This window comes from Secundilactobacillus similis DSM 23365 = JCM 2765 (assembly GCF_001311075.1).
GTDB classification, from domain to species: domain Bacteria; phylum Bacillota; class Bacilli; order Lactobacillales; family Lactobacillaceae; genus Secundilactobacillus; species Secundilactobacillus similis.
In genome coordinates, this window is the sequence record NZ_BBAD01000001.1 from 101,957 (window position 1) to 127,265 (window position 25,309).

Below are 25,309 nucleotides of genomic sequence, written 5' to 3' on the forward strand. Positions count from 1 at the left end.
ATGCCAGAAGCAACCCAAAACGCAATTGAATTAAAGGACATTTCAGTCACCTTCAAAAACAGTGGTCAGGAACTCCACGCGGTTGACCACGTTGATGTTCAAATCAAACGCGGTGACATCTACGGCATCATCGGATATTCCGGTGCCGGTAAGAGTACGCTGGTTCGGGTGATCAACCTGTTGCAGCGGCCGACTGAAGGGACCGTTACGGTGAACGGTGAGGAGATTCAAAACTTGCCGGCTGCCGGGTTACGTCAGGCGCGTAAAAAAGTTGGATGATCTTCCAACACTTCAACTTGATGAAGTCCCGAACCGTGTTAGGCAACGTTGAGTATCCGCTACTGAGTCAAAAAATTAGCAAACGTGATCGCATCGACCGAGCTCAGGAGTTGCTCAAGTTGGTCGGCTTGGAAGAATACGCGGATACCTATCCTAGCAAACTTTCCGGTGGTCAAAAGCAACGGGTCGCCATTGCGCGGGCCCTGGCCAGCAACCCAGAGATCCTGATCTCTGACGAAGCCACCAGCGCCTTGGATCCTAAGACCACGAAGTCGATTCTGGAACTATTGAAAAAGCTGAACGATGACTTAGGTTTGACCATCGTGTTGATCACCCACGAAATGCAGGTGATCAAGAGTATTTGTCACAACGTGGCCGTCATGGACGCGGGCCGAATCATCGAACGTGGGCCGGTTGCCAAGGTCTTCACTGATCCACAGGCACCGTTGACTAACGACTTCGTGGAAACCTCCACGAACGTCAAGGACGCTATCGAGCGGATCACGAGCACAATCGATATTGAAGGCTTCAATGATGACCAAGAGTTGATGTATTTCAACTTCATCGGCAATTCGACGCAGCAAGGGATCGTGTCGCAGTTCTCGCAACAGTACAAGGTGGACGTCAATATCTTGTTTGCCAACATTGACCAAATTGATGGTCAAAACGTGGCTACATGATCGCCGTGATCACCGGGAACCTTGAGGTGTTCAACGATGCGATCCGCCAGTTGAAGGGTGAAGGCGTGAAGGCCCGCATCCTCAACGGCAAAGCAACGAAGGGGGTTGAGGTTTAATGGCAGCGTTAATTCCAAACGTGTTAGCAATGAAGGGCGAATTTATTCAGGCAATCTATGCCACGTTGTACATGACCTTCTTTTCAGCAATCGTTTCAGCGGTATTGGGGTTACTCTTCGGGGTTTTACTGGTGATCACCCAACCAGGTGGCATCTTGGAAGACAAGCTGACCTACTCGGTACTGGATAAAGTGGTCAACCTGTTGCGGTCGATTCCGTTCATTATCTTACTGGCCGTGATTTCACCAGTCACCAAATTCCTGGTGGGGACCACCGTTGGGATGACAGCGTCACTGGTCCCATTGATTTTCGGGATCTTCCCGTTCTACGCGCGGCAGGTACAAAATGCCCTGCTGGACGTGGACCGCGGGGTGGTTGAAGCGGCTGAAGCCATGGGTTCTAGTCCGCTGGAGATCATTTTCCGAATCTACCTCCGAGAAGGCCTCGCCGATATCTTGCGGGTCTCCATCGTGACCATCATCAGTTTGATTGGGTTGACCACCATGGCCGGTGCCATCGGTTCTGGTGGGTTAGGGGACGTGGCTATCAACATCGGCTATGCCCGGTTTGAAAATGACATTACCTTTATGTCAATGATCGTCATTTTAATTTTGGTGTTTGCAGTTCAACTGATTGGCGACTGGATCGTCCGGCGAGTTGAGCGGTATTAAATAAGAGAATTTAAGAGAGTGGGAGTGTTGTATTATGAAGAAAAGTGCTTATTGGTTAATTGGAATTGTGGTGGTCATTATCGTGGCCGCCTTCGGGATTCACAGTATCAGCAGTAGTCATTCGGCAAGCAGTGCCAAGTCCAACAAGATCACCATCGGGTCTGAAGGCTCTGACATTGATATTTGGAAACACATTGCGAAAACGGATGATGCTAAGAAGTTAGGCTTGAAAATCACCGTTAAGAACATCGCTGATGGGGTTCAGTTGAACAAGGCCACCGCCGATGGTGACGTGGATGTCAACGCCTTCCAGTCATGGTCTTACTACGTGACTTACAACCAACAAAATAAGAGTAACAAGTTGGCCGCATTAGGGACGACCTACTTGGAACCAATGGGGATCTATTCTAAGAAATACAAGAACGTTAAGCAGATTCCAGATGGTGCAACGATTGCTATCGCCAACAACCCATCACAAGCTGCTCGTGGGTTGTTACTCCTTCAAAAAGCTGGTTTGATCACCTTGAAGAAGAACTTCGGCATGCTCGGAACGGTTAAGGATATCAAGAGTAACCCTAAGAACATCAAGTTCAAGGAAATCGACGATACCACTGGTCCTCGGATCATCAACGATGTTGACGCCGTCTTGATCTCCAACACGGTTGCCCTGGAAGGTCACTTACACGTATTGACCGATTCAATCTTCCACGAAAAGGTTGACCAAAGTACTAAGGACAACATCAACATCTTGGCAACGTCTGCAAAGAACAAGAACAACGCCAACTACAAGAAGCTGGTTAAGCTCTACCACAAGAAGGACATCCAAAAGTACATCAAGGACAAGTACTACGGCACCAAGATCGAAGTTAACAAACCATTGTCATACTTGAAGTAAGGTTAAATACGTTAACGAACGCCGCATCGTTTGCGGTATTTAAAAAAATTAGTCGCCTCGAGCGACACTAAATTAAAGGGAGATTTTAATTATGGCTAAAGTTGAAAGTTTTACGTTGGATCACACAAAGGTTAAGGCACCATACGTTCGGTTGATTACTGAGGAACACGGGACCAAGGGCGACCTGATCAGCAACTACGATTTACGGTTGGTTCAACCGAATGAAAATGCCATCCCAACGGCCGGCTTGCACACTATCGAACACTTATTAGCTGGCTTGCTTCGTGACCGCTTAGACGGCGTTATCGACTGTTCACCATTTGGCTGCCGGACCGGTTTCCATTTGATCACTTGGGGTCAACATTCAACCACTGAAGTTGCCAAGGCCTTGAAGGGCTCATTGGACGAAATTGCCAACAAGACGACTTGGGAAGACGTTCAAGGCACTGACATTTACAGTTGTGGCAACTACCGCGACCACTCATTGTTCTCTGCTAAGGAATGGTCAAAGAAGATCTTGGACGAAGGTATCAGTGACGAACCATTCGAACGCCACGTGATCTAGTTAATTAATTTAGAAAGAAGGTAATTCATAATGGCAAATGCAGACGCAAAACTCGCAATTATCACTGGTGCTGGTCAAGGAATCGGCGAGGGCATCGCCCACCGGTTAGCAAAGGACGGCTACAGTATCGCCGTCGCTGATATTAATGATGAAACGGCTCCCAAAGTCGCTGCTGATTTAGTGGCTGAAGGTTATCAGGCAAAGGCCTACCACGTTGATGTGGCCCACCGGGACGAAGTGTTTGCGTTAGTTGACGCCGCCGTGTCAGATTTCGGTGATCTGGCCGTCTACGTTAACAACGCCGGAATTGCCTTCATTGATAACTTCGTGGATTCAAAACCAGAGGACGTGGAACGCTTACTGGACGTGAACTTACGGGGCACGTACTGGGGCATTCAAGCGGCTGGCAAGCAGTTCAAGAAGCAGGGCAACGGCGGCCGCATTGTTAACGCGGCTTCATTGGCCGGCTACGAAGCCTCAGCACTCCAAAGTGCCTACTCAGCCTCGAAGTTCGCGATCCGCGGCTTAACCCAATCCGCCGCAAAGGAATTTGCGAAGGATAAGATCACGGTCAACGCCTACAACCCAGGTATCGTGCGCACCAAGATGCGTGACGCCATCGATAAAAAGACGGCCGCTATCAAGGGCAAGACGATCCCAGAACAACAAGCAGATTGCTTAAGTGAAATCGCGATCGGCCGAGAAGCAACCCCAGCGGATGTCGCAGAAGTCGTTGCTTGGTTCGTGTCACCGGCTGCGGGTTATATTACGGGGCAGTCGTTGCAGGTTGATGGGGGGATGAGATTCCATTAGAGTGCGGAGAAAAACGTTTTGAGAGCGGAGTATAAGCGAACCCGGTGAAAAGCCCGGGTTTGGCTTTTTACCGGGTTGCGCTTATATGCAGCTCTCAGTTTTTCGCAGCACGTTTCGGCGCGGTGGCCTAAAAACTACTCCGCCGACAAACTACCCAATGAAATCGATCACCCGGAAAGACGAGTCTAACGAGGCGCCGAAAACAAAGTAACAGCAGTGCTCGTCGCCTCAAACGCTCACTCAAAGATAATAGTAGTAAACCGCAACAACTTAACAACAAACCAAAAAGCGTGCACCATCCCAACCTAGGGACGGCGCACGCTTTTTATATAGGAAGTTTTTCGCCAAAACCCACGCCAAAACGATCATCCCACCCCAACCTCACATGCTCCTGTAATCTTTCACCTCAAAAAAGCGCCATGTAAGCGGTTATCTCCCCCGAAATGTCACCAACTAAGCACTAACAATCACGAAATATCCATTGCTCACAATCTAATTATTCATTTTGAAAGATGTAATAATTACTAACATCGCCAAAACTATTGATATAACAGCAATAACCGCCATATCACAAAATGAATGTTCTGAATAATAATGAATATCATGTAATAATATTTGATTTTAATTTATTTTTAATTTAGAATACAAGTAATCCGAAAGTTGACCCTAAGATAAACCTCATCTAATAACGATGACTAGTCAACGTTCCTAACGATCAATAATGACTAAAGTCCCCGGTTAAATAACCATGACGATGAATGAAAAGGAGGCCATGACATGTTGGCATATCAAATTTTACCCGCTGGTGATACTGCGGTGAACGTGACATTCGAGCGGCAGGTGAGTGTGGCGATCAATCAACAGATCGCGCAACTGCAACAGCGATTAGTCCAATTAGCCGTCCCAGGAATTCGGGGGTTTTTACCCGCGTTCCGGACGTTAACGATTTTCTATAACCCAGCTCAGTTGAACTTAAAACAACTGAAAGCGACCGTCAACACGGCGATGTTGGACGGACGCCAAGCAGCCGTGGCCACCGTTAAGCGGGTCCACATTCCAGTGTGCTACGACACTGAATTTGGCCCAGACATTGAAACGGTTGCCAAGCAGGCGCATTTAGACGCCGCAACCGTGATCGAACGGCATAGTGAACCTGATTACCTGATTTACATGTTGGGCTTCTTACCCGGATTTGCGTACCTTGGCGGGTTGGCGCCAGAACTGGCAACGCCACGGTTAGCAACGCCGCGATTGAAAATTGCGCCGGGTTCGGTAGGCATTGCGGGTGAACAAACCGGCATGTATCCAATTGAATCACCTGGTGGCTGGCAGATCATCGGTCGAACGCCGCTGCAACTGTTCCAGCCGGATAAGCGGCAACCGTTCTACTACCAAACCGGCGATTACATTCACTTTGATGTGATTTCAAAGGCCGAGTACAGCCATATTGCGGCGCACTTAGATGAGTATCAGGTGCTAACGGAACCGGTCACAGAAGAGAAGGTGCAACATGGCGCTTAAAATACTAGTGAGCGGGCCACTAACGACCGTTCAGGACCGGGGCCGAACCGCAACGCAGAGTAGCGGCTTTTCGGTTTCTGGTGTGATGGATCAGGATGCGGCCAACGTGGCGAACCGACTTGTCGGTAACGGGCTGGATGCGGCGGTCTTAGAAAGTAGTTTACAGGGGCCAACGTTGACCTTTACGCAGAGCAGTCATTTTGCGGTAACGGGTGCCAACGCAACAGTCACCCTAAACGGCCAACCGATTCAGGCTTATCGCAGTTACTTTGCGCGTCGAGGTGACAAGTTGGCCATCGGTATTTATACCACGGGGCGGTTTGGCTACCTTGCCGTCAGCGGTGGGATTCAAGTGCCCATTGTGATGGGCAGTCGGTCGACCAGTTTACGTTACCAGCTGGGTGGCTATCATGGCCGGCAGTTACAGGCGGGTGACTTATTGCAAACGGTACGCGATGTGATTGATCACCCCGCTTACCAGCAAGCAACCGCCTATCCGTACAGCCAAGAAGCTATCACGAAGATTCGGGTCACCCCCGGGCCACAAGCACGGGATTTTCCGAGTCAACAGCGGCAACAGTTTACCCACCAGACGTTTGAAATTAGTCAACAATCTGACCGAATGGGCGCCCGGCTAAGCGGCACGGCCATTGATACCAGTCGAGTGGCGGAAATGCTATCCGAAGGCACGGTGTTAGGTGGCATTCAAATGCCGCGCAGTGGCCAGCCCATCGTGCTACTTGCTGACCGCCAAACGACCGGCGGCTATCCCGTGATTGCGGTGGTCGCCCGGGTGGATTTGCCGAAACTGGTTCAACTGGTGCCGGGGCAACAGCTTCAATTCCAGTGGTTGGACTCAGAAGCCGGCCAACGATTATACACCCAACAGTGCGGTAGCGTTACCGCCATTGAAACGACCCACCAGTTCCGGACGGTGCCCATCACTACGCGGCAGGTCGCGGACCGGGTCGCCACACTCTTTTCGAATTAATAGAGGAGGATCACTTTGGAAATCACACAAATTGAACAATTGATGAAGTTGATGACGGCCAATGGCATCAACGGGTTAAAGTACAAGACTCAAGACGAAACCATTGAACTGTCACGAGGGGCAGCCAACGTCGCTCCGGTTGCGGCACCAGCAGTTGCACCGGCCCAAGCGACGCCAACTGCCGAACCGGCAACCAGTGCGCTCACCATTAAGGCACCGTTTGTCGGCACGTTCTACACGGCAGCTAGTCCAGACGATGCGCCATTCGTACAAGCGGGTGACACGGTGAAGGCGGGGCAGACGATTGCGGTTGTTGAAGCTATGAAGATGATGAACAACGTGACGGCAACGCAGGATTGCCGCATCGTGAAGGTGTTGGTCGATAACGAGGATCTTGTGGAATTTGATCAGCCGTTGTTTGAGATTGAGGCGTTGTAGCGGGCTAGCTCAACATAGCCGAAACGCGCGTAGGGAAGCAGGAGACTGCGTGTAACGGGAAATAAACGAAAATCCAAGACCGGGATTTTCGTTTATTCCCCGTTACACACTGTCTCCTAACCGCTTCCCTACGCGCTCTATTACAAGGAGTGTCACACATGGAAAAAGTACTAATTGCAAACCGGGGTGAGATTGCGGTGCGCATTATCCGAGCTTGTCAGGAGTTGGGGCTTAATACCGTTGCCGTGTACTCAACGGCCGACCGGGACGCGTTACACGTTAAACTGGCGGATGAGGCCGTTTGTATCGGTGCCGCTAGTCCGACCAAGAGTTATTTGAACATGACTAACTTGCTGGGGGCGGCCCAGATCACCGGTGCGGATGCGATTCACCCGGGTTATGGGTTTTTGTCTGAAAATGCCGAGTTCGCGGAACAGTGTCTGAAGGCCGGTTTGACCTTTATCGGCCCTCGTCCAGAAACGATGCGATTGCTGGGGGATAAGGCCCGGGCGCGTGAAGCCATGAAGGCCGTTGGCGTCCCCGTAACGCCTGGGAGTGATAAGGAACTCACTTCGGTGACGGAAGCGCAAGCCATCGCTACCGAAATCGGCTACCCAGTGATGGTCAAAGCCGCTGCTGGCGGTGGCGGTAAGGGGATGCGCTTAATTGAAACGCAAGCGCAGCTTCAAGAAGGGTTCACCATGGCGCAAAATGAAGCCGTGAAGGCCTTTGGTAACAACGAAATGTACCTTGAAAAATTCATCGAACGGCCTCGACACATCGAAGTTCAGGTGCTGGGATTAGCTGATGGCACCGGAATCGCGATCGGTGAACGGGACTGTTCGTTACAAAATCACCACCAAAAAGTGGTCGAAGAAGCCCCAAGCAACATCGATCCCGCAACGCGTGAACACTTATTAGAAGTCTCGAAGCGGGCGGTTGAAGAACTGCACTACCTTGGTGCGGGGACGCTGGAATTTCTTTACACTGGCCCAAACCAAGTCTACTTCATGGAAATGAACACCCGGATCCAAGTGGAACACCCAATCTCAGAATTGGTTTCTGGCTGGGATCTCGTGAAGGCCCAACTGTTGATTGCGGCCGGTAAACCATTGCCGGAGCGAACCGCCACCAACGGCTATTCCATCGAGTGCCGGGTCAACGCGGAGAGCGCCGGGACGATCACCGGACTGCATTTACCAGGCGGCAACGGCATTCGGGTGGACACCGCGCTGTATCAGGGTTACAAGGTACCACCGAACTATGATTCAATGATCGCTAAAATCATCAGCTACGCGCCAGACCGGGAAACCGCTCGCCGCAAGCTGATGGTGGCTATCAACGAAACGGTGATCAGCGGCATCCAAACGAACTTGGACTTTTTGAACGAATTACTGCAAACGGAACAGTTTAAGCAAAATGATTTCGACATTGACTTTATTGAACGCGAATTACTGCCGCAACAGGCGTAGAACGGGGAGGTTCTCATTGTGACACAGGTTGATTTAAATTGTGATTTAGGGGAGAGTTTTGGCCGTTACACGCTGGGACTGGACGAGCAGGTGTTGCCATACATTACGTCGGCCAACATTGCCTGTGGCTTTCACGCCGGTGATCCAGAAGTGATGCAAAAAACGGTTGATCTGGCCGTAGCGAACAACGTTGCGTTGGGCGCGCATCCGGGGCTTCGGGACTTAGCGGGTTTTGGTCGCCGGAAGATGCAGATTGCCCCCGCAACCGCCAAGGCGGAGGTCAAATACCAAGTCGGCGCCCTTCAAGCATTCGCGCCAACCCACCGCTTGCACCACGTGAAGCCGCACGGCGCGTTGTATAACATGGCGGCGAAGGATTACGACTTAGCCTACGCGATTTGCGAAGGCATCAAGGAAGTGGATCCTGAAATCAAGTTGGTGGGACTTGCTAACAGTGAGCTGATTCGGGCGGCTCAGGCGATTGGGTTGCCGTACGAACAAGAGGTCTTTGCTGACCGCGCTTATGAAGCGGATGGCAGTTTAGTGTCCCGCCAGAAGCCGGGCGCTGTGATCGAAGATACGCAAGAGGCCGTTGAGCGGACAATTGCAATGATCAAGACCCACCAAGTGACCACGATTGACGGACAGACGATTGCGATTGAACCCGACACGGTTTGCGTGCACGGCGACGGTGTGAAAGCTGTGGCCTTTGTGAAGCAGATCCATCAGGCGTTGCTGGATAACGGCATCAAGGTCATCGCAGGTTAGAATAAAGGAGCATGAGAATGAAAGAGACGACCCCAGTAACGAAGAAACGCTCGCCATTTAGCGTCGCCATGGGCGCGGCCTTTATGATGGCGATGGCCGCCGTTGGACCGGGATTTTTAACCCAAACTGCCATGTTTACCGGGCAGATGGGGGCTAACTTTGGCTTTGCAATTTTACTCTGTATCATCGCGGATATTATCGTGCAATTGAACATCTGGCGCATTATTATCGTGTCCGGCAAACGGGCACAGGTGTTGGCAAACGAAGTCGTTCCGGGCCTCGGCTATGTGCTGACGGGCCTCATTTTTATTGGTGGCTTCTTCTTTAACATCGGCAACATCGGTGGGGCCGGCCTTGGCCTCAACGTGCTGTTTGGCATCGACCCGAAGAACGGGGCGCTGATTGCGGCCGCGATTGCGATCACGGTATTTGTGGTGAAAAATGCCATGACGGTGGTCGATCGCACGGTGCAATTCCTAGCCGTGATCAAAATTGCCGTGTTGATCTACATCTTGGCCGTAACGACTGTGCCAGTGGCAACGGCCGTTCACCATACCTTTATGCCAACTGAGATTAACTTCTACTCCATCGTGACGATCGTCGGTGGGACCGTTGGGGGATACATTTCCTTCTCTGGTGGGCACCGCTTGCTGGAAGGTGGCGTGCGCGGGCAAGAAAACATCCGCTACGTCAACGAAGGTGCGTTAACCGGGATCGGGGTCGCTTCGGTGATCCGGGTCATGTTATTCCTAGCCGGTTTAGCCGTTGTGCTGGCGGGTCACACGTTGGACCCAGCCAACCCAGCAGCATCGATTTTCCAAATTGCTGCGGGTAACTTTGGCTACAAGTTCTTCGGTCTATTGTTGCTAGCAGCCGGGATGACCTCGACGTTGGGCTCAACCTTTACGTCGATCTCCTTCTTGAACTACTCCCAAAACAAGGAGTCATGGGTGAACAAGTACCGCTCAGCGCTGATCATTACCTTCATCCTCGCCTCAACGCTGATCTTCTACTTCATCGGTAGCCCAGCCAAAGTGCTGGTTGTTGTGGGCGCCATGAACGGGATGATCTTGCCAATCGCGTTGGCCATCCTGTTGGTCGCCGCTGTGAAGAAGAACATCATGGGCACTTACCGCCACCCAAAGTGGTTGCTGTTTACGGGCTGGATCGTTGTGGCCTTTATGGCTTATGCGGCGGTACAGACGTTGTTGACGATTAAGTTATAAGATTAAGTTTCAGCAGTCAAAATAAAAAATCGCGTGATCTCTTGTATTTAGAGGTCACGCGATTTTTGTTGATTGTCGTAAATGAAATAGCACAGCTTTTCGGTTAAACCTTAATTCGTTTTGCCAATGGCTAAGCTATACCAAGCCGTTTTTCCTTCACCATTGTTGTCAATAGAGATGTTGTTAATGTTATAAATCCCTAACTTATAATCAGTCAGTTTAGCGCGCTTAGCCGCCGGATAACCCGCTGCAGCAAGCAACTTCTTCACGCCCGCAATTTTAGTGGCATTTGACGCCGTTCGGTGATTGTACAAATAGGCGACAACCGATTTAAACGGCACGATGTCAGTATAACCCGATTGGTCGAGTGGGTCTAAATCGCTATCACCATCTTCGATGGTCTTTGCCCCATAGGTATACGCCGCAATTTGTGATAAACCGAGATCAACGGGAGTGTTTGGGAATAACGCCATTATTTCCTGAGTTAATTTTTGATACTTACTCTGTTTGATGTAGTCGAGATAGTTTGCCGTTGTTGCGAAGGTTAACGGATCCCGCGCCGTCACACCCGCGTAATAGGTTGAATAACCCTTCTCAACTAAGCTTGCAGAGACGTAACCCGAAACGTCGCCTTTGGCGGTTTTAACGGTTGTGTAGTAGTACGTTCCTTTTTGGCCATTATGTTGCATCACAACGGTATGGCTCCGAAGCAAACTTTGATTGAGATAGTGCTTCAAATTGACCCGTTTCTTGGTGTGAGACCAATCCCAGAGGTAGGCATTCTTTTGGGAACTAGTAACATGGTAGAACCCCTCACCGTAACAGGGGCCAAACCGCTTGCTAATAACTTGGTACCCCTGAGTGTTATAGCCTTTTTTTAAATAGCCGCTCCAAATCCAACCCTTGATCGTCTGAGACTCATTGGAAACTTGGATCCACTTGGCGTTGCCCTTCGTAGCTGTAGCCGTCTGGAACCAAGTGTAGGTTGGATGAGATTTAAGATTAGAAAGTTTCTTGGTGTGCGTGTCGTTCCAAATATAAGCTGACTGCTTAGTCGATTTTGCGTGGTAGGCGGTCACCTTCGTGTATTGGTTATACTCGAAGGTTGCGTCCGCTTTAATATTGCTAAATGCCGTCTTCGTAGTACTTGCTGAAGCTTGACTTGATAAGCCCGCTATACCAAGTGTGAGTGCAACCCCGCTTAAAATAATTGCTAACATTCTTTTCATGGTAAATCATCCCCAATTATTATAGATTTATCAGGTGAAGCATATCATTAAACCGGTTAACGGGGCTGATTTTAAAGCAAAATTAAAGGAATATTAAGGCCACTGCTGTCAGCAATTAATTTAGTGAGCGGTTAAATCAAACCTAGTATCAAAAAACGCAGAAGCGTACACTAATGGGTAGATTCAATTGATGAGGGGGAGACGCACATGCAAATCAAGTCAATCATCGGGCTAGCACTCACTAGCGCCGTATTAGGATTAGGTATCAGTTCAGTTAACAGCAATCAAGCACAAGCCAAAACAACCGGTACCACACCAACTGCCATTCGGGGGACGTTCTACCGCTACAATGGCGCGCATACGTGGTCGAAAATTAAGGTTGCAGCACATTCAGCTTATATTCAAAATCCGGGTGAATCAGCTTTTAAAATCAAGTCGACGAGTAAGTCTAACGCACACAAGTTGGCTTATTCCGGGAAGTTGACTGGCAAGAAGTATTTCACGCTGCAGGCCACCATCAAGGCCAGTTACCTGAGCCCGTTTCCGGAACTGGGTTTTCGGTTGACCAGTCGGAAAATTAAGGGGCACAGCTATAAGGTGCTTCGGGGGTATCAGGGCGGTTACGGCTTTGATTACATCAAAGGCAAGAAGATTAGTCGGGACTATTCGCACCGGGCGGATGGCAGTTATTAGCGAGTATTAAGGGACGACACGGGACTCAATTCGAGCACCGTGTCGTTTTTAGTTTGCTGTTGCATCATACATTAAAACTTTGTGATAAAACAAACAATTTTACATTAGTTCATCATAGATGTTTACAAATGTTCAAAAACACGATAAAATGTAACCGGTTACAAAAATACGCACGGCACCTCCGGATCGGGGCGCCAAAGGAGAACTACTTATGAAATTAGCTAAATACATTGACCACACCATTTTGAACGCCGATGCTACGCAAGCCGATGTCGATAAGGTGATCGAAGAAGCCATCAAGTACGATTTTGCGTCTGTTTGCATCAACCCATACTGGGTCAGCCGGACTGCCGCTGCGTTGAAGGATTCAACGGTGAACACTTGTACCGTTATTGGCTTCCCTCTGGGGGCAACCTCAACGGCCAGCAAGGTGTTCGAAGCCCAACAAGCCATCAAGGATGGGGCGGATGAACTCGACATGGTGATCAACATTGGTGAATTAAAGGCCAAGCATAACGATGCCGTTGAAGCTGATATCAAGGCGTTAGCTGACGCCATTCACGCTGAAGGCAAACTCTTAAAAGTGATTATCGAAACCTCATTATTGACCGACGAAGAAAAGGTTCGCGCTTGCGAACTATCAGAAAAAGCCGGCGCCGATTTCGTGAAGACTTCAACTGGTTTCTCAACTGCCGGTGCCAAGGTGCCTGACGTTGCTTTGATGCGCAAGACCGTTGGCGACCGTTTAGGTGTTAAGGCTTCAGGTGGCGTTCACTCAAAGGCCGAAGCTGAAGCAATGATCGAAGCTGGTGCCACTCGGATCGGTGCTAGCGCCAGCGTTAAAATTGTGACAGAAGACTAACGAAGGAGGTCCGTTGTGATGCGGTTTAAACGAGTATTTGGAATTGTGATCGATTCTGTTGGGATCGGTGAAGCGAGTGATGCGAAGGACTTTGGTGACGTTGGTGCAGACACTCTGGGCCACATTGGTGCCCACTTTAAGGGTGACTTGAACCTGCCAAACCTTGAGAAGATGGGGCTGTCCAACATTCGGGAAAACAACCCGATCGAAGGCGTCGCAGTGGTCGCTGCCCCGTCAGCGTTCTACGGTAAAATGCACGAAACTTCAGTCGGCAAAGACAGCATGGACGGCCACTGGGAAATGATGGGCTTACCGGTTACGGAACCCCTCGGCTTCTTCCCACAAGGCTTCCCAGCTGAACTGGTCAAACAAATCGAAGACTTTAGCGGTCGCAAAGTCATCGTCAACAAGCCATACTCTGGCACCGATGTCATTCACGACTACGGTGAACACCAGATGGCCACGGGCGACCTGATCGTTTACACGTCAGGTGATTCCGTACTCCAAATTGCGGCGCACGAGGACGTTATTCCGTTAGAAGAACTCTACAAGATCTGTGAGTATGCGCGGTCGATCACCATTGACCAACCATACCGCATTGGCCGGATCATTGCGCGGCCTTACGTTGGCCCGGATAAGGATCACTTTACCCGGACAGCGAACCGTCATGATTTCGCCTTAGAACCAACCGATGAAACCGATATGGATCGACTTAAAGCAGCCGGTTACGACGTTTTAGCCGTTGGAAAGATTAACGATATCTTCTCCGGCCACGGCATCACTGAAGGCGTGCACACCGAAAGCAACGCTGACGGCATGCACCACACGATTGCCAATGCTGGAAAAGACTTTACTGGGTTTAGCTTTACCAACTTAGTCGACTTTGACGCGATGTATGGCCACCGCCGCAACCCACAGGGGTACGGCGAAGCACTGATGGCATTTGACCAACAACTGGGCGATCTGCTGGCGATTTTGAAGCCGGACGATCTGTTGATCATTACTGCCGATCACGGGAACGACCCTGGCTTTAAGGGTACCGACCATACGCGTGAATACGTGCCATTGTTGGCCTATAGTCCAAGCTTGCCAGAAGGTGCCTCGTTGGGTATTCGGCAGACTTATGCGGACTTTGGGGCGACGGTGTTGGATAACTTTGAGGTTGATGGTAATGCGGTTGGGACTTCGTTTTTGGGTGAGTTGAGTTAGGGATTGCTGCCTATATTTAGGGAAATAGTATCTAGTTGAAATGTGCTCCCTGATAGATTCAGGGATAATCAGACATAGCCGAAACGTGCTCCACAAAACTGGGAGCTGCACCTAAGGGTCTTCCGACACAAAGCCGAAGACCACGACTTTATGTCGAAAGACCCTTAGGCTCCGACTTCAACCCGTTTTGCTCTGCACTCTGGCTACAAGTGCTCCCTGACACCTTCAGGGATAATTAGACATAGTCGAAACGTGCTCCGAGAAGCAGAAAGCTGCACGTAAGTGACGTTCACCACAACTCCCAAAACCCGGGAGTTCTGGCAAACGTCACTTACGCTCCGCTTTCTAACCGCTTCTCTCCACACTCTGGCTACTAGGAGGACACTACCATGAGTACACACATTGGCGCCGAAATGGGCGATATTGCAGAAACGGTTTTAATGCCAGGTGATCCGTTGCGGGCGAAATACGTGGCGGAAAACTTCTTGGAAGACGTAGTTCAATATAACTCAGTCCGGAACGCATTTGGCTACACTGGGACCTACAAAGGACACCGGGTATCCGTTCAAGGGACTGGGATGGGGATTCCTTCCATTTCCATCTATACTAACGAGCTGATCAAGTTCTTCGGCGTGAAGCACTTGATGCGGATCGGGAGTATCGGTGGGTTTGGCGAGTCCGTGAAGATTCGCGACATTCTGATCGCCCAATCGGCCTCGACTGATTCGGCCATCATCCAAAACACCTTCAAAGCGGGCGTTATCTACGCACCAACGGCGGACTTCAACATGCTGTTGACGGCGTACGAAGCCGCTAAAGCTGCCAACGTACCGGTTAAAGTCGGCAACATCTTCAGTGCTGACCGCTTCTACAATGACGAGATCGATTACCAACAACTGATCGATTACGGCGTCCTCGGGACCGAAATGGAAACCGCAGCCTCTACATGTTGGCGGCCAAGTATGGCGTTCAAGCATTGTCAATCAACACCGTAAGTGATAATCTAACCACTGGCGAAGCACTTTCCGCAGCAGAGCGGCAAAGCTCCTTCAGTGAGATGATGACGGTGGCCCTCGAAACGGCCATTAAACTATAAATTGAGAATGGGTTGATGACAAAATGACTAAATCCGCAACTGACAAACGAATTTCAGATAGTATCCGGGTCGCACGGCTCTACTATGAGTCGAAACTGGGGCAGGCTGAAATTGCCGATAAACTGCATATCTCCCGGCCAACCGTGTCGCGATTACTGCAGTTTGCGCAGGATGAGGGTTATGTTCAGATCAAGATCGTCGACCCATTTTTAAGTGTCGCCAATTTGGAAGCGACCCTCCGGCAGCGGTACGGGTTAAAGGAAGCCCACGTGGTCTACACCAGCACGGCCGATTATCAACGACTGATAGCTGATTTGGGCAAATACACGGCGGACTACCTCACCCAAACCACGCAAAACAACGACGTGATCGGGGTCAGCTGGGGCCGCACCATGAACGCCGTCGCCAACCACTTGGGTGCCCAGCGGGCTGAAAACGTCCGCATCGTGGAGCTCAAGGGCGCGATGACTTATACCCCAACGCCAGTTTACGCGGAAGATATCGTGATGAAGTTTGGGGCCGCGTTCCAGACCTCACCAAGTATCATGCCGTTACCCGTGATTTTTGAAACCCAGACGACCCACGACATCGTGATGCAGGATCGCCACATCAAAAAGTTGATTGAACTCGGTAGGCAGGCCAACGTTGCCATCTTTACGGTGGGGACGGTGCACGATGACGCACTGTTGTTCCAAACGGGGTATTTTTCCAAAACCGAACAAAAACGGATCCAAACCAAGGCGATTGGCGACATCTGCTCCCGGTACTTTGATGACGCGGGGCAAGTGGCAGTACCCGACATTGATGCTCGCACGGTGGGCATTCAACTGGCGGACTTAAAGCAAAAACAAAAATCGATTCTGGTTGCAGGTGGTGACCGCAAGTACGACGCCATTTTAGGCGCCTTAGCTGGAGGCTACACAAACTGCTTGATCACCGATATTGATACAGCTCACCGGTTAGTGTCTCAACCAGATTAAGGAGCGAATCACGATGAGAATGGTCGATGTGATTGACCACAAACGAAATGGAAGCGCTTTAACGAAGGCTGAAATTGAATTCTTCGTCAAAGGCGTCACCGATGGCAGCATGCCAGATTACCAAACCAGCGCGTTACTGATGGCAATCTACTTTAACGGGATGGAAAATGACGAACAGGCTGAACTCGCGATGCAAATGCTGAAGTCGGGGGACCAATTGGACCTTTCCGATATTCCGGGCATCAAAGTGGATAAGCATTCTACAGGTGGTGTTGGCGATAAGACCAGCTTGCCACTGGCACCAATGATTGCAGCACTGGGGATTCCAATCCCAATGATCTCCGGTCGCGGCCTCGGCCACACCGGCGGGACGTTGGATAAACTGGAAGCCATTCCGGGATTCAACGTTGAGCTGAGTGAAGCCCAATTTAAGCAACAGGTCAAAGACATCAACTTGGCAATCGTTGGCGCAACCGGCAACATTGCCCCCGCCGACAAGAAAATCTACGCGTTGCGTGACGTGACCGACACCGTGGACTCAATTCCATTGATTGCCGGCTCCATCATGAGTAAGAAGATTGCTTCAGGGACGGATGCCTTGGTCTTGGACGTGAAGACCGGTTCTGGCGCCTTCATGAAGGATGAAGACGATGCGCGAGATCTGGCCAAAGCCTTAGTTGGTATCGGTCAAAGCGTTGGCATGAACTGCATGGCCGTGATTTCGGATATGAATCAACCGTTGGGCCGAATGATCGGGAATGCGCTTGAGATTCAAGAAACGATTTCAATTCTGAAGGGTGAAGGCCCCGACGATATTACCGACTTGGTCTTGACGCTTGGGAGCCAAATGGTGGTCCTTGCGAAGAAGGCGGATACGTTGGAAACCGCCCGGCACATGTTAGAAGGCGTCGTTGCGGATGGGAGCGCGTTGGAAAGCTTCCGTCAAATGGTGATTGCCCAAGGTGGCAATGGCGATGTTTGTGACGACCCAACCATCATGCCACAGGCCAAATACAAGGTTGAATTACCGGCGCAAACGAGCGGCGTTGTCGCTAAGATGACCGCCGATGAGATCGGAATTGCGGCCATGCTGCTAGGTGGCGGCCGTCAAACCAAGGACGACAAGCTGGATTACGCTGTAGGGTTAGAACTCCACAAAAAGGTGGGGGATCCGGTTCAAGCGGGCGAATCGCTGTTGACGATTTACGCTAACCGGGAAGAATTAGCGGACATTAAGGAACTGCTGTATGCCAACATTGAGATTGCGGCGGAGGCGAAACCGATTAAGTTGATTCATGAGATTATTAGATAGGTACATGTCATGGATTAAATGAGTTTTTAGGATATTAAGAATAGCACCGTAACTTCTGGGCGTTGGAACCGGGAGCTACGGTGCTATTTTGGTTGGTTTAGCGCAAATTGATGGTTCTTAAAAAACAGATAAAAAAGTGCCATTTTTCACACGCTTATCAGCGGATTTGCTACACTATCAATGACAAAAACTCAAAACTGTCAGTTCAATGGGAGACTGTTAGGGGTCTCTAGGGGAGGAACTTCAGATGCATAAACGATTAGGGTTAGTTGCAGCGAGCTTTGCTGTGGCGTTAGGGTTGCTGGGCCTTGCGGGGCAACCGGCGAGTGCGGCGGTGAAGACGGCATTTAGTAACATTCAGGCAAGTAGCGATTTTATGTACAATAGTTACACTAAGGTTGTGGCTTATCATGCGAAGTCGACGACGAAATCAGCCTATATTTGGAACGATACGCACACGAAGAAGTTATATAACTTAAAGTCATATCCGACTTACAGTTGGTACCAACTGGCGACGGCGACTAAGGGTCAATCGAAGTGGGTTCAAGTAACGAACTTCCCCGGCACAAAACGGGGCTGGGTTTGGCGTGGTTATCTGACGAAGGGCTACAATACTAAGGGGTATCAGGTGACGAGCAAACGATATGCGCAACCCACTTATGCGGGTGGCCAATATCACGTCACAAGCACAACGAAGAACGTCTACATGTGGGATTGGTCGCATACCAAAGTTCGGGCTAATTTAAAGAATTACGCCAATCAGAGTTTTGGCCGCCGGCATTCGATTCGCTTGCGGCATAACGGTACTGAAAGTTGGTATTACTATGTGGACATTAAAACGAACAAGGGGTACGTCTATGGTTACGTTGCTGCCAGCAATCTGGCAGAGGGCCAAACAACCTATCATAAACTGACCGACACGGTATTGCCGTATCAATTCGTGTCTTCCGCGGATTACATGAACTACATTAAGACGAATAACTATCAAAAACTGACCCGGGCAATGGTCGCACTATTCCCCAATACACCAGTTGATTTAGACTTAACCAAAATCACGGCATATTCCTCACTTCTTGCTGAGCGGAATTTCCACGAAGACGATGATGATGACGTTGATGACACAAACTATACTAAGCTTGTGTCGTTCCCAACGGTAACAAAATACCTCTATGATCACCGAACGGCTTCTAACGCCACGAAGATTGCGGCGGTGAAGAAACTGTTAGCTGAACAAGGCTACACTCAGGCGAAGCGCAATCAGTTAAGTGACTACAAATTAGGTATCTATAACATTAACAACATTATGGTCAATCAGTTGAACCCGAACACCAAGACGGCTTGGTACGGATTGGCAATCGCTAAAGAATAAGTTGATTGATGATTGAAAAGGCGCGTCACAACGGTAGCGGAGAGCTACGGTGTGACGCGCCTTTTATTGAGTACTTTTAAAATTTAAATTGAGACACCCTAATACCAATCGCCACCATCGTGATCGTCCCCGTGCCACAGATTATATTCATCGTAGCCGGCATTGTAGCCATCCTCCCAGCTGTCGCTGTAGCCAGAACCGCCACCGCCACCACCGCCTTTACCAGAGAAGAGCCAATTAAGAATCAGTAAAATAACGATAACGATCAGCCATGGTAAGGCCTCCAAAAAGATGTAGGCAATGAACAGGCCACAGAAGCGAATAGCTGTCCAGATTGGATGCCAAAAAATCACGCCTAGAACCAGTAAGATACCAAGAACCCAACCACGCGCGGAGTGTGTCTGTTGAGGGGCTGTCGCTGGTTGGACAGTAACAGGCACGGCTTGTCCTGCAGGCACACTATGCCGAGGCTGATAAGGTTTCTTCTTATCCTGATGCAGCACAAAGTTATACTGCACCGGTTTGTCAGTCGCTTTGAAATTGCCACTGGGGATAATTTTAGGTTGTTTTGGAGACTCAGACATCGCGCTCACTTACTTTCTGATTAGTGGTTTGATTAGATGATTTAACTTACACCTACATTATATTACACTAATGTAGCTTTGGAACCCTAAAAGGCCAATTTCGAAACCAAACAAAAACAGCGTTACCACGTTGATGATGCAACGGGTAACGCTGTTGTGAATGATTAGTCTAATTCTTTTTCAGGTGCAGTTTCCTTAGCCTTATCAGCAGCGGCTTGCATCTTACCTAACACACCACGGGCGATTGGGCCAACGATGAGTAGTTGTAATGGCAAGGCAACGATGACGTTAAAGAGCCAAGCGTGACCGTAAGCGGCCCAGCCGAGGTTGTGGGCCATGATGATCCCGAAGAGTGACATGCATGATACCATTCCGAGGACCATCAAAACGGAAATTGTGATCCCGATGAAGATGACGTTTTTCTTCATGTAATCGTTAATGATGTATTTGAACGCCAAGCCCTTTGCGATTGGGCCAACGACTAACATATCCAAGATGATGGCGACCAACAGGCCCAGTGGGTAATCGGCGAGTGAGGCCAGCAACCAGCCTTGGTGAATCCTTGCACCAGCACAACGTTATAACAGACCATCACGAAGACCATCAGGCCAGCCATGATGGCGGTAAATACAGCTTCTTCTTTAAAATTACGTGGCATTATATAGTTTCTCCTATTATTCTATTCTCGACACAACGTTGGTTAGTGTAACAGAACAGGTAGGGGCTTCATAAGTAACAATTTGGTTACAAATTAGTAAGGGGTTACATAAATATCAGTTTTGGCTACTTAATTGGTGATTGATTAGCCGAGGATAAGTGATATTCTAACAATGAAGGGGTTGAAGTCGATGTTGTTTGATATGATAGTGGGGCTACTTGGGCCGGGTTGTGCGGCGGTTGTATTTTTTTTGCTGACGATAGCTGGGATTGCGTTGTTTATTGGGGTGATGATGACGAACTAAGAGTGGTCGAAACGTGGTTAGCGTGTTAAACGTTTTTAGCTCAAGTATCATAATGATGCTATATAATAAGTGAAATTATACTAGAAAACGTGATGTCAAAAGGCTGAAAAGCGGTTTTGACATCACGTTTTTTGTGGTTATTAGTTTTTAGGTTGTTCAGTGTTCTGATCATCGAATGGTTCCTCTAGTAGATCAGCGGCCAATTGGCGAATGTCGGTTGGAAAGTGAGGACTGCTTTTAACCTGACGCAGCCACCCGTATTTGTAGTCTCTAGCACGCAAGGCATGAATTTTCTTTGCAGCATGCTGATGCTCGATATCATGAGGAATCACTGACCATGAGCTATACATTAATTCATTCAGAGTTGGCATGATTAATTGGCGTAATTTCGCATCGGTTTCGGGTGTTTTGCTGAGTTCCCAGGCAATGTCTAATTGTTGGCATTTGGGCAATTCCAGACTCGAGTGAGGTGCATCTTTGAGAAATTGTTCGAGGGCTTCTTGGGGTGTGGTGGTAACTTTAACAAGTTTGTGATTGAAGTAGTAAGTTTGTGTCATGATGTTCTCCTTTGGATGATTAGGCTTCAACTACCACCAACGGGTCGTTGAGTAAGTTAGCGGCGGACTGGCGGATGTCGAGTGGTAGGTAGTGATTATTGATAAGGCCCTGTAACCAACTGTCGCAATCGGCAATACTATTGATTGAAAAGCGGTGAGGGACGGAGATGACGGCATCGTTTTCCAGCCGACCCTCAGCTTTAGCGCGACCGTAAGCTAAAAGTGCCTCTCGTTTCTGGCTGATAAGGGCTAACCAAGGGGACAAAATCGCGCGAACGGCATCCCGGTCGGCGGCGGTTCGGCAGAGCTGCCATGCGATAGCGACTTCTCGGTCACGCGGTAATAAGTCGGCTTCAAGCGCGTTGGGTGAGTAAATGGTTTTGGCTGCGCGCCGTTGTTCAGCAATGAAATAATCCTGTAGTGGATCTAAATTTTCTTCGGATTTTTTGTGCAACCGATGATTGGCGTAGAAAACGGTGTGTGGTTGGTCATGGTTGATTGACGGTCCGCGAAAACCGGTCGTGCCTAAAATGCTGGCGACTTGCATGCGAACGTCCGGTGGAAATACTGAATCGCGGCCAATCTTTTGAAGCCACTTTTGCGCGTTGGTTAGCGTCAGGGTGTATTTCAACGAATAGAGGTCGTCTTCGTCCCGCGCTTGACCAGCCAAGCGGGTCCAGTAACTGCAAATGGACTCATGAGGGTGGCGTTTTAAATCAGGGTTGGTGCCGAGTTGTTGATTATAAGGGTCACGCCATTCTCGTTGCAGATGGGCTTGGTTTTCCTTGAGTGGTGCCACGTACTGCGTGAAAAACCAACGGAAGTCAGCTTCTTGATGACGGGAGACGCAGAGTTCCCAGAATAAATGCAGTTGGTAAGGATCGAGGTGGTGGGCGCGCTGATCACCATCTTGATCGCGCCATTCTGAAACTTGGAACGTGCCCAGAAATTGGTTGATGGCAGCACTGCCGGTGCGGACGTTGCTGTAGAGGTGGCCGTATGAGCTGTAGAATTTTTGCATGATGAATCCTCCTAGGGTTGAAGCATGGTGTGAGGCATTGACTATTGAGCGGAAAGGTTGAATTTGGTTTGATGAATTGAATTAGACGGATAGCTGTGGCATTTCAAATTTATGCAATAGCTGGGGCCAACGGCGCTCATATAAAATTACCATTCAGGTTGAAAGTTTTTCGAAGCTTAAGCGACATGTCAGTGTTGATTGGGGCTGCTAGTGTGAATTGGATGACGCGATAGTTGGATAAATTGTTAAATGTGATCAGCATGGTAAATTGCCTCCTGATTTGAGTAGATCGGTTTAATTGAGTTCTGCTAATAAGGCCAAAGCCCGTTGCCGTAAATCCGCCGGTAAATGCGACATTCGAGTCAAATCTTGCACCCAGTGGAATTCCTGATTCGCATCCTGAATATAGGTCATGAACTGGTCATGGGAGAGCGACTGGTCGTTGGCATGCTGCACCGTTGGCCAGCCCTGTCTTTCTAACTTAGCGAGCGTCGGAATCACTAAATTGCGCAGTGCTCGGTCGTCTGCTGGGTACTGACAGAGTTGCCAAGCGAGGTCGAGTTGCTGACAACTAGGCAGGGTGTCAGCTTGATGTTGTTGCTTGATGAAATTCATCAGCACGTCGGTGGGATTGTAGCGAACTTCATAAAGGGTATCGTGAATTGAAAAAATGTGTGTCATGGTGGGAACCTCCTAATTTGGGTGAATGCGTTGTTGGAATACCGGTGTGACAGCATTTAACTAGTCTATGATTGGAATTTAGCCAACAAAAAAAGCCGCACGGATGCACGACTAGTTGGGTTGCATCCAATCTATGGCGGAGCACGTTGCCGCAGTTGCGGTACGTTGCTGGTTGGTCATTGTGCATAGTCACTACCAACACTCTAAATGCGGTATTCAGTTTTGTGGTTTGGCCGATCCGTTCGGGCTGGTTGATTTCGAACGGATGCGCCTCAGTTTGAATCCATGTGTCATCACTTCCTTAAAGCGAAGTAATGCAGAACATGAAAAAAGCCGTGCGAATGCACGGCTTACTACGTCCAGTCTGCATCCTACTATGGTGGGGCACGTTGCCGTTCTCACGGTACGTTGCCGGTTGGTCATTGTGCATAGTCACTCGCAACACTCTTGATACATATTTGATTGACACCAGTGTAGGCTGAGTTGGGGTGGATGTCAATGGAAATTTTTTAATGGTGTGATAAATTCGAGCCGATTATTAGCTGAAAATCGGGATTATTCGGTAGTTTGGGTATCGAAATATTTTTAGATGATTTAGTATTAGAGGTGAAGAATGAACGGATAAATTTTAAGTAGATAATGCTAATTGTAGGGATGGTAGTTATGGCAGATGATCAGGATAAAAAGCACGGAATAGAACATCAAGTGACTGAGCAATCAGAGGGCCAATCTGCGGAAAAGTCGAGCATTAACTGGCACTATGTGGCGTTTGGTATCGGGAGTTTAATTGGCCTGATTATGGTTGTGCAGGATTATGGCTTTTCGCGGTCGTCGTTGACGTATTGGCGAAATTTTGGGATTGGGATTGTTGCGCTTTTTGCGGTGATTTTGCTGGTTCGTTGGTTGTGGCGGAAGTTGGTGAAGTGGGCTGGGGAGCAGTCGGAGGCGGATGAGGTGGAAGCTGAAACTGTAGCGGATGAGCGGCCTGTTAAACAGAAGAAGAAGGTTGCTGCTGTGGAACCTGCTGATAGTCCTAAAGTGCTAGTCGATAATCCGCAACCGGTGATGGATAAATCGGCTGTGAATTGGCGTTATCGGAAGTTCTAGGGTGATGAGGATACAAATAAGAGACCTGAGCGTAACCTCAGGTCTCTATTTTTGTCTAAAAATTAGCGTAAAGTACGCGTATTGAGTAACTTGTAAGCCTCTTAACTATGCTAAGATAGTTACATAAAAATTTAATAATTTAGAAATATATTGATACTAATAATTACTAGTATAGGTGACATTATATTAAAAATGGTAAAGTAACAATACGGTTGTTAGCTATTATTTGAGAAATAATCTGAGTAAATGGTAATAATAATTATAGTGATGCAATGAAGGCGGCTGACATAATGAATAATTTACAAGAAGAATTACAAAAGTTAAAAAATAAGTTTATGCAACAATTACGTAATAACAGTGATGATTTTTCAGAAGAAGCAGTGAGATCAGGATATGTAAATAAAATGCTTGAACTTTTTGGCTGGGATATTTCAGACTTAACGCAAATTATCCAAGAAAGAAAGTTAACGGGCAACGAAAAAGAAAGATTAAATCAAATTGAAAGTACCAATACAAAACCTGATTATGAATTATTGGATAAGGGAACACTCTTAGAATTTATAGATACAAAAAAACCAGGAGTTGATTTTGAAGAAGATAAGAAAATAGCTTTTCAAATTCGTTCATATGGATGGAGCGCTAAATTACCATTTTCTATAGTTACAAATTTTCAAAAGTTTGGCGTGTATGACACTTCGTATACGCTACATCAGAGACACCAACTGATTACAAGGTCTGTTATTTTACTATTGATGATTTAATTAATGATATTGATAAATACGGACAATTTATTAGACGAGAAAATCTAGTTTTAGGCAATGTAAATATATCTTCATTAGGAATAGATCAAACTAAAAAGAAAAATGAAAAAGAAATTGATGATCATTTTCTTGAATTTATTAATCGCCAACGCATCACCCTTGCTCAGGGAATAGTTAGAGATAATTTGCATTTTTCAATAGAATCTTTGAATAATGTGGTTCAACTGATCATTAATAGAATAATTTTTGTAAGATTTTTGGAAGGCGCACATATTGAACCTCAAAATGAGTTGCGAAGATTGATGGATGTTGGCGATTTTTGGCAAAAATTTACGGAACTTAGTAATACGCGACTATTTTTAGAATATGATGGCGCGATGTTTAAAAAGGATTCGTTCAAATTAACAATATCTGATAGATACTTTGAAGAGTTTATAGATAATTTATACGT

The 25,309-nt window shown here is 48.4% G+C and carries 23 protein-coding genes and 3 pseudogenes; 20 read left to right on the forward strand and 6 right to left on the reverse strand.

The genetic code is table 11. The features are described 5' to 3' along the window. The 11 genes and pseudogenes from JCM2765_RS00470 to JCM2765_RS00520 all read left to right on the forward strand — a co-directional run bounded on the left by JCM2765_RS00470 (position 1) and on the right by JCM2765_RS00520 (position 10,435). Positions 1–1,075, forward strand: a pseudogene (locus JCM2765_RS00470) (methionine ABC transporter ATP-binding protein). Then, entirely contained in the window at positions 1,075–1,746 is a 672-nt protein-coding gene (locus JCM2765_RS00475; protein WP_054732428.1) for a methionine ABC transporter permease, read from the forward strand. The pseudogene JCM2765_RS00470 and the gene JCM2765_RS00475 overlap by 1 nt, the downstream one beginning before the upstream one ends. Positions 1,747–1,780: 34 nt before the next feature. After that, positions 1,781–2,641 carry a MetQ/NlpA family ABC transporter substrate-binding protein gene (locus tag JCM2765_RS00480; protein WP_054732431.1) on the forward strand — a complete coding sequence of 287 codons (861 nt, stop codon included), beginning with the start codon at positions 1,781–1,783 and terminating at the stop codon, positions 2,639–2,641. Positions 2,642–2,732: 91 nt separating this feature from the next. Next, entirely contained in the window at positions 2,733–3,206 is a 474-nt protein-coding gene (locus JCM2765_RS00485) for an S-ribosylhomocysteine lyase (protein ID WP_054732433.1), read from the forward strand. Positions 3,207–3,236: 30 nt separating this feature from the next. Next, positions 3,237–4,019: an acetoin reductase gene (locus tag JCM2765_RS00490; RefSeq protein WP_054732437.1), complete on the forward strand. Its 783-nt coding sequence runs from the start codon at positions 3,237–3,239 to the stop codon at positions 4,017–4,019. Between the two features lie 777 nt (positions 4,020–4,796). Then, positions 4,797–5,540 carry a 5-oxoprolinase subunit PxpB gene (gene pxpB, locus JCM2765_RS00495; RefSeq protein WP_054732440.1) on the forward strand — a complete coding sequence of 248 codons (744 nt, stop codon included), beginning with the start codon at positions 4,797–4,799 and terminating at the stop codon, positions 5,538–5,540. Beyond that, on the forward strand, positions 5,530–6,531 hold the full coding sequence (locus JCM2765_RS00500; protein ID WP_054732445.1) for a 5-oxoprolinase subunit C family protein: 1,002 nt from the start codon (positions 5,530–5,532) through the stop codon (positions 6,529–6,531). Before pxpB ends, JCM2765_RS00500 begins: the two co-directional genes overlap by 11 nt. 15 nt (positions 6,532–6,546) lie before the next feature. After that, entirely contained in the window at positions 6,547–6,969 is a 423-nt protein-coding gene (accB, locus tag JCM2765_RS00505; protein WP_054732447.1) for an acetyl-CoA carboxylase biotin carboxyl carrier protein, read from the forward strand. 158 nt (positions 6,970–7,127) lie between these two features. Next, a complete protein-coding gene (locus JCM2765_RS00510) occupies positions 7,128–8,441 on the forward strand; it encodes an acetyl-CoA carboxylase biotin carboxylase subunit (protein ID WP_054732450.1) in 1,314 nt (437 codons plus the stop codon). A gap of 18 nt (positions 8,442–8,459) precedes the next feature. Next, the gene (locus JCM2765_RS00515) at positions 8,460–9,209 is read left to right on the forward strand and encodes a LamB/YcsF family protein (RefSeq protein WP_054732453.1); all 750 of its coding nucleotides are present in this window, start codon (positions 8,460–8,462) and stop codon (positions 9,207–9,209) included. Between the two features lie 17 nt (positions 9,210–9,226). Next, positions 9,227–10,435, forward strand: coding sequence for an NRAMP family divalent metal transporter (locus JCM2765_RS00520; protein ID WP_054732456.1), 1,209 nt, complete (start codon positions 9,227–9,229; stop codon positions 10,433–10,435). Positions 10,436–10,545: 110 nt separating this feature from the next. Here JCM2765_RS00520 and JCM2765_RS00525 read toward each other — a convergent pair whose 3' ends face one another. Continuing rightward, a complete protein-coding gene (locus JCM2765_RS00525) occupies positions 10,546–11,664 on the reverse strand; it encodes a hypothetical protein (protein ID WP_054732460.1) in 1,119 nt (372 codons plus the stop codon). Between the two features lie 207 nt (positions 11,665–11,871). Between JCM2765_RS00525 and JCM2765_RS00530 the strand changes: the two genes are divergently transcribed. The 7 genes and pseudogenes from JCM2765_RS00530 (at position 11,872) to JCM2765_RS00560 (ending at position 19,185) form a co-directional block, all read left to right on the forward strand. Continuing rightward, the gene (locus JCM2765_RS00530) at positions 11,872–12,357 is read left to right on the forward strand and encodes a hypothetical protein (protein ID WP_054732463.1); all 486 of its coding nucleotides are present in this window, start codon (positions 11,872–11,874) and stop codon (positions 12,355–12,357) included. Between the two features lie 211 nt (positions 12,358–12,568). Next, on the forward strand, positions 12,569–13,219 hold the full coding sequence (gene deoC / locus JCM2765_RS00535) for a deoxyribose-phosphate aldolase (protein ID WP_054732465.1): 651 nt from the start codon (positions 12,569–12,571) through the stop codon (positions 13,217–13,219). Positions 13,220–13,237: 18 nt separating this feature from the next. Continuing rightward, complete coding sequence (locus JCM2765_RS00540) at positions 13,238–14,428, forward strand: phosphopentomutase (RefSeq protein WP_054732468.1); 1,191 nt, start codon at positions 13,238–13,240, stop codon at positions 14,426–14,428. A 389-nt stretch (positions 14,429–14,817) separates the two neighbouring features. Continuing rightward, positions 14,818–15,524, forward strand: a pseudogene (deoD, locus tag JCM2765_RS00545) (purine-nucleoside phosphorylase). A 23-nt stretch (positions 15,525–15,547) separates the two neighbouring features. Continuing rightward, a complete protein-coding gene (gene deoR / locus JCM2765_RS00550) occupies positions 15,548–16,504 on the forward strand; it encodes a DNA-binding transcriptional repressor DeoR (RefSeq protein WP_054732470.1) in 957 nt (318 codons plus the stop codon). Between the two features lie 13 nt (positions 16,505–16,517). Beyond that, a complete protein-coding gene (locus tag JCM2765_RS00555) occupies positions 16,518–17,816 on the forward strand; it encodes a pyrimidine-nucleoside phosphorylase (protein ID WP_054732473.1) in 1,299 nt (432 codons plus the stop codon). Between the two features lie 247 nt (positions 17,817–18,063). Beyond that, the gene (locus JCM2765_RS00560; RefSeq protein WP_054732476.1) at positions 18,064–19,185 is read left to right on the forward strand and encodes a hypothetical protein; all 1,122 of its coding nucleotides are present in this window, start codon (positions 18,064–18,066) and stop codon (positions 19,183–19,185) included. Positions 19,186–19,283: 98 nt separating this feature from the next. Here the strand turns inward: JCM2765_RS00560 and JCM2765_RS00565 are convergent, their stop codons facing one another. The 5 genes and pseudogenes from JCM2765_RS00565 to JCM2765_RS00585 form a co-directional block, all read right to left on the reverse strand. After that, entirely contained in the window at positions 19,284–19,769 is a 486-nt protein-coding gene (locus tag JCM2765_RS00565; RefSeq protein ID WP_054732479.1) for a hypothetical protein, read from the reverse strand. Between the two features lie 164 nt (positions 19,770–19,933). Further along, a pseudogene (locus JCM2765_RS00570) lies at positions 19,934–20,427 on the reverse strand (DUF2798 domain-containing protein). 444 nt (positions 20,428–20,871) lie between these two features. Next, complete coding sequence (locus JCM2765_RS00575; protein ID WP_054732482.1) at positions 20,872–21,288, reverse strand: hypothetical protein; 417 nt, start codon at positions 21,286–21,288, stop codon at positions 20,872–20,874. Between the two features lie 19 nt (positions 21,289–21,307). Continuing rightward, complete coding sequence (locus JCM2765_RS00580) at positions 21,308–22,309, reverse strand: hypothetical protein (RefSeq protein WP_054732485.1); 1,002 nt, start codon at positions 22,307–22,309, stop codon at positions 21,308–21,310. Between the two features lie 294 nt (positions 22,310–22,603). Further along, entirely contained in the window at positions 22,604–22,990 is a 387-nt protein-coding gene (locus tag JCM2765_RS00585; RefSeq protein WP_054732488.1) for a hypothetical protein, read from the reverse strand. Positions 22,991–23,653: 663 nt separating this feature from the next. Here JCM2765_RS00585 and JCM2765_RS00590 point away from each other — a divergent pair. Beyond that, complete coding sequence (locus JCM2765_RS00590; protein ID WP_054732491.1) at positions 23,654–24,097, forward strand: hypothetical protein; 444 nt, start codon at positions 23,654–23,656, stop codon at positions 24,095–24,097. A 290-nt stretch (positions 24,098–24,387) separates the two neighbouring features. Beyond that, complete coding sequence (locus tag JCM2765_RS00595) at positions 24,388–24,858, forward strand: type I restriction enzyme HsdR N-terminal domain-containing protein (protein WP_054732494.1); 471 nt, start codon at positions 24,388–24,390, stop codon at positions 24,856–24,858. Positions 24,859–25,309 lie beyond the last annotated feature (451 nt).

Coding starts and splice junctions, on each gene's coding strand:
- JCM2765_RS00475 (WP_054732428.1), top strand. CDS start 1,075: ATGGCAGCGTTAATTCCAAACGTGTTAGCAATGAAGGGCGAATTTATT.
- JCM2765_RS00480 (WP_054732431.1), top strand. CDS start 1,781: ATGAAGAAAAGTGCTTATTGGTTAATTGGAATTGTGGTGGTCATTATC.
- JCM2765_RS00485 (WP_054732433.1), top strand. CDS start 2,733: ATGGCTAAAGTTGAAAGTTTTACGTTGGATCACACAAAGGTTAAGGCA.
- JCM2765_RS00490 (WP_054732437.1), top strand. CDS start 3,237: ATGGCAAATGCAGACGCAAAACTCGCAATTATCACTGGTGCTGGTCAA.
- pxpB (WP_054732440.1), top strand. CDS start 4,797: ATGTTGGCATATCAAATTTTACCCGCTGGTGATACTGCGGTGAACGTG.
- JCM2765_RS00500 (WP_054732445.1), top strand. CDS start 5,530: ATGGCGCTTAAAATACTAGTGAGCGGGCCACTAACGACCGTTCAGGAC.
- JCM2765_RS00510 (WP_054732450.1), top strand. CDS start 7,128: ATGGAAAAAGTACTAATTGCAAACCGGGGTGAGATTGCGGTGCGCATT.
- JCM2765_RS00520 (WP_054732456.1), top strand. CDS start 9,227: ATGAAAGAGACGACCCCAGTAACGAAGAAACGCTCGCCATTTAGCGTC.
- JCM2765_RS00525 (WP_054732460.1), bottom strand. CDS start 11,664: ATGAAAAGAATGTTAGCAATTATTTTAAGCGGGGTTGCACTCACACTT.
- JCM2765_RS00530 (WP_054732463.1), top strand. CDS start 11,872: ATGCAAATCAAGTCAATCATCGGGCTAGCACTCACTAGCGCCGTATTA.
- deoC (WP_054732465.1), top strand. CDS start 12,569: ATGAAATTAGCTAAATACATTGACCACACCATTTTGAACGCCGATGCT.
- JCM2765_RS00540 (WP_054732468.1), top strand. CDS start 13,238: ATGCGGTTTAAACGAGTATTTGGAATTGTGATCGATTCTGTTGGGATC.
- deoR (WP_054732470.1), top strand. CDS start 15,548: ATGACTAAATCCGCAACTGACAAACGAATTTCAGATAGTATCCGGGTC.
- JCM2765_RS00555 (WP_054732473.1), top strand. CDS start 16,518: ATGAGAATGGTCGATGTGATTGACCACAAACGAAATGGAAGCGCTTTA.
- JCM2765_RS00560 (WP_054732476.1), top strand. CDS start 18,064: ATGCATAAACGATTAGGGTTAGTTGCAGCGAGCTTTGCTGTGGCGTTA.
- JCM2765_RS00565 (WP_054732479.1), bottom strand. CDS start 19,769: ATGTCTGAGTCTCCAAAACAACCTAAAATTATCCCCAGTGGCAATTTC.
- JCM2765_RS00575 (WP_054732482.1), bottom strand. CDS start 21,288: ATGACACAAACTTACTACTTCAATCACAAACTTGTTAAAGTTACCACC.
- JCM2765_RS00580 (WP_054732485.1), bottom strand. CDS start 22,309: ATGCAAAAATTCTACAGCTCATACGGCCACCTCTACAGCAACGTCCGC.
- JCM2765_RS00585 (WP_054732488.1), bottom strand. CDS start 22,990: ATGACACACATTTTTTCAATTCACGATACCCTTTATGAAGTTCGCTAC.
- JCM2765_RS00590 (WP_054732491.1), top strand. CDS start 23,654: ATGGCAGATGATCAGGATAAAAAGCACGGAATAGAACATCAAGTGACT.
- JCM2765_RS00595 (WP_054732494.1), top strand. CDS start 24,388: ATGAATAATTTACAAGAAGAATTACAAAAGTTAAAAAATAAGTTTATG.